The sequence below is a fragment of the Psychrobacter sp. genome (assembly GCF_036731945.1).
Taxonomy (GTDB): domain Bacteria; phylum Pseudomonadota; class Gammaproteobacteria; order Pseudomonadales; family Moraxellaceae; genus Psychrobacter.
In genome coordinates this window covers 8,024-12,298 of record NZ_DAINDI010000066.1, presented here as the reverse complement: position 1 = coordinate 12,298, position 4,275 = coordinate 8,024, and the positions used below count along the sequence as shown (strand labels likewise).

General features: G+C 38.8%; 4 protein-coding genes. 1 reads left to right on the top strand and 3 read right to left on the bottom strand.

Going from position 1 to position 4,275, the window contains the following annotated elements; all coding sequences use genetic code 11:
* The 3 genes from tssK to V7D75_RS11975 form a co-directional block, all read right to left on the bottom strand.
* Positions 1-448: type VI secretion system baseplate subunit TssK (gene tssK, locus V7D75_RS11985; RefSeq protein ID WP_333614744.1), on the bottom strand; the 448-nt coding region annotated here is incomplete at its 3' end.
* Positions 449-457: 9 nt separating this feature from the next.
* Positions 458-1,180 carry a hypothetical protein gene (locus V7D75_RS11980; protein WP_333614743.1) on the bottom strand — a complete coding sequence of 241 codons (723 nt, stop codon included), beginning with the start codon at positions 1,178-1,180 and terminating at the stop codon, positions 458-460.
* Between the two features lie 43 nt (positions 1,181-1,223).
* Complete coding sequence (locus tag V7D75_RS11975; protein ID WP_333614742.1) at positions 1,224-2,060, bottom strand: M15 family metallopeptidase; 837 nt, start codon at positions 2,058-2,060, stop codon at positions 1,224-1,226.
* A gap of 538 nt (positions 2,061-2,598) precedes the next feature.
* Between V7D75_RS11975 and V7D75_RS11970 the strand changes: the two genes are divergently transcribed.
* On the top strand, positions 2,599-4,275 hold a 1,677-nt coding region (locus V7D75_RS11970; protein WP_333614741.1), incomplete at its 3' end, for a hypothetical protein.

Below are 4,275 nucleotides of genomic sequence, written 5' to 3'. Positions count from 1 at the left end.
GTGATAGCTTTAGAATATCAATCATTGCTTCTGCACCCTGAGTATATAAATCTTGGGCTTCGATACCCTCTCTTATATAACGGACGGGATTATCGCTATGCTCTGTCTGTATATTGCTACCATTATTCTGCACAATCTCTAGGCTCAAAAACACATAAACCTCATCGCCGTTATCTTGGCTGTCCAACCTCACCGCTTTAGGCAGTGCATCTGTACGCGGCGCTTGATATATCGTTCCATCGGGTAAAACGGCATAGATTGTTTCGAAGCTTAAGATATGACTTTCTAGCAGCTGGCTATCTATTTGCACATCAGCGATACCATAAGCGTAAGGATGCACGAGCATCATACTGAGCGCGCGCTGCGAGTTATGATAAGTGTCTTGAATCTGAAAATGCTGAGGTCTTAGAAATAAACCCTCGCCCCATAATACTCTGTTTTTACTCAAGACCATCTCCTACGCGCAACCAACCAATGGCTGTTGATAATATTTAAGTTTACTAGCAAGAATAGGTGCCAGTTCTGAGTTGATACCTTCTTTGATATTCACGTCACATGCGCCTACATTCAGGGTTAACGGCTTTTCAAAGTCGACACTACTTAGAGGAATCAATAGCTGTGAGCGCTTCTTGGTATACCTTAGCCCCACTTTAATCGCAATAAAGCGTGCCTCTTGCGGAACACTGAGCTTCAGCGCTGTTTGACGCCCAGGAATGATGTTTACCTCTTTAGTCGCCATCTCTACCAGTTCTGAAAACTGACTTTCATCTTCTAAAAATGCAATATGAGCAATACTGGCGGTGCCTTGCTTTTGACGACCCGCATTTGCATCAGTGCTTGGAAGTATTTGTAAGCTAATAGTTTGCCGTTTTAACTGAGTTTGTAGCGCTTGCTGTTCCGCATTCATCGCACTAAGTTGTTGCTGTTGCTGCTCAAGTTGGGCTTTCAGTTTTTCTAGATCTGTATAAGCGTTATCATTGGTATTTACATTAACATCGACATTTTTCTTACTTATACCTTCCTGATAAAGCTGGTTAGCAGATTGATAATTGTCTACCAATGAAGTTGATTGATTGGATTTTAATGTTTGGTTTGATTGACTCACTCTATCACTACCGCAACCAACCAACCCTATACTTAGCAGACAACACATTATTACTTTTATTGAAGTTTTTTCCATACAATTGCTCATATATAAATTTTTGATCATCATTACTAACTATTTATTGATTGGTTAAAATCTCAGCCATTTGTGGGCGACCAAGCACCCCAGGCTTACGGAGCTCAACATGCCCTAAATCCATCATACGCCAGTCACCACCCCATACCAGCCCTGCTGATTTTGCCACTTTACCATATAACTTATAGCCCTGCATCGCCCATGGATCTTTTTCACTAATGACAATCTTGCCGTTTCTAATAAAAGCACTGTCACCTGCTAGACCAAACTGATGATAGCTTTTATACGAGCCTGCCTTCGTCACGTGCGTCCCTTGTTTCAATAGCTTTGCTTGTCGCCCAGGGCTACGATATCCTTCTAGTAACACCATATCATAACCATATTGCTCACTCATCACCTTATATACAGTCAACATTCGCTGAACAAATTCAGAATTCATTTTATTCCAATTACGGTCAGCATTTTTGATATTAATATGACCGTTTGTGATATGTGAGGCCAATATATCGCCTGAGTAGCCAGTAGTATGGTCTTGAACACTTAAATCAGAGAGGTCAGGCTCAGGCAACATAAGCGGTCTTGTGATTGATAATGCATCAGTCTCGGCTTCAGGCCAATAACCGGCTTCCATTTGAGTAGCTTGATAACTGGCTATCTCCGCTTCAAGCTCAGCAAACAATTCTACTGGTGGCGGCGGCGGTGGGCGCAACTGCTCCCCGATTAGTAATTGATTGATTTGGGCGTTGGTGTTATTTGGCGTATCACTTTGAGTGCGATAAACCTCAAGAGAATTATGCGTCACTAGAAAATAACAAAGCACTGTCGTTGCTAAGACAATCAATAAACTAAAGGCAGGTATTGCCATAGCACTTATATTCAAAGATTGCGCATTCAAGTTTTTAAAAGTAACAAGGCTAATCTTCGAGTTACTAGGCTCAGCCGTAAGCTTAATACTTGGCCTTACTCGTGACTTGAGCAAAAAAACTTTGTCCTTTAATACCCATAAGTACTGAAAAGTATGACCAGCCTTTTGATAAAAACGACCGTATAGTTGACGATCAAATAGCATGACTATCACTACAATAGAAGTAAGCGTAAATATCGTGGTTATCAAATAAATCATAAGGCTAAATACGTTATTCCGTCAGACTCTCAAGATACGTAGTAAGCAGCAAGTACCTTTCTAAATCCTTCTATCGCCTACTTATTACCATTAAAACTGCCCGCTATTATATAGACAAAACAAAATTTTTTCTTAAAATACCGAACTTAGTTATATTATTTAATAAATAACCAATAAACGGTTGATAAATATAGTCTAAAATACATGACAAACTAAAGTAGGTATATTTAGTAGCCATAATAAAGAAAATACCATAAACTGCCTGTCATAAATTTGTTCTATCAGAGGTATTGAAGTGCATTCTAAGAAACGATTAAGCTATGCATTATATGCTTTAACCTTTATTTTTATTGCTTACTTACTATTGACTTGGATGTATTTTAAAGATAATGCAGTACAACTTACTGCGCTTAGATTATTACTTTGGTTTATCATTATCCCGATATCTTTGTTTGGTTTCATATTAACATTAAGATGGTTTAGAGATAAGTCTGACAGTAAAGAAAATAAAACCGAGCTTATTACCAACGAAAAGGCAGAACTATCGTTTTTAGAAACCTACCGATTGTTTGTCAAAGCTAGCATCAGCTTACCGGAAGGGAATAGCTGGTCTGAGATAATAGATAATAAAAACGACCTCACGGTATTGAGTGAAGATTTATCTGATTTTGATGGTTTACCGATTCTAATCAAGCCAATAGAGAGAGTGATAACTGAGCAAAACCCGTTATATCTTTCTCAAAACAAGAATGATTTTGCTAACGATGATTTTGAAATCGAAGCAGACAATTATGAGATTTATGACGAAACATATAACGACGACGATGAGGAAGATCGGGCGCAATCTACAGATACTCTGACCTTGCGTTTGTGCGCTTTAATTGATGAGCAGCTACGACTGAGTGATGAATTACTCTCCCTACTCGCTCAACATTTCTCTTATCTTGAACAAGATAAAGACGAGCCAAATTCAGCCATTCATATCCATCCTGATTGGCAGCCGCATTACCTTTTGGGCGCTAATAGCAGTAATCACAGTAGTGATATGGACGATGAAGAATCACGTAAGGACTTGCCTCCCCAAGCTCTGCCAAAATTATCTATTTATTTGTGTATACCAAACCTTGCTGATGCTGATTTTCTGATACGTTTTATCAAACAACAACTGGCTGATTATGGGATAGCAGATTCGTCATTCGAGGTCAGCATTGTACTTGCTGATGATGACTCCTATCAGCCGCTTGACTTTATCGATGAGCATCTTATAACGCTTGCCAAAGCCACTACTCCTGTAGCTTGTATGCTTATCACAGTAGACTCTCAAATTAATGAGGCTTGGGTAGAGTCGTCACTATATGAAACTGCGCTCGATAATACGATACCAACTGAAGCAGGAACCTTGTTATTCTTTTCTAATAAAGCTGCTCAAGAAGCTCTTAATTTAGAAAATAACTGCTCTATCTTACTGACTAAGGTCCCTAACGATACTCTCAATTTGCTAGACAATACTACAGATGCTGACTCCGATTCTTTGCAGGCGACTCCTCTTGAAAGAGATATTCGCCAGCACTACGCAAAAAACCTACAAAATATAAAGCACTTATTACTAAATGGCACGTCGACTATAGCCCCCGTTGACAAACCTAAAATGCAAAGCATAGAAAGACAAAATCTTGAACCTATTGCTGATGGATCAACCATTGAAGCCATAACCTCTAAAAAAAATATAAACGCTCTAACGGACATTAATCCATTAGAGCAGGCTTACAACCTATCTGCGTTTATGACATTTATCGACTCATTAATAGAAAAAGACGTACTGGTAAACGAACATCATTTAGGGCATTATATGCCATCAAACCTATGGTTAAAGACATATGTAAGCTTATCTTTACTGGTTTCTCAAGATGAACTCGATAAACAAGAGTCAGACTTATCGTTTTTAATTACCAAACATAAGAGTAATTGTATG

Bases quoted from the DNA above. Each gene is read 5' to 3' on its own strand.
- V7D75_RS11980 (WP_333614743.1), bottom strand. From the start codon at position 1,180: ATGGAAAAAACTTCAATAAAAGTAATAATGTGTTGTCTGCTAAGTATA.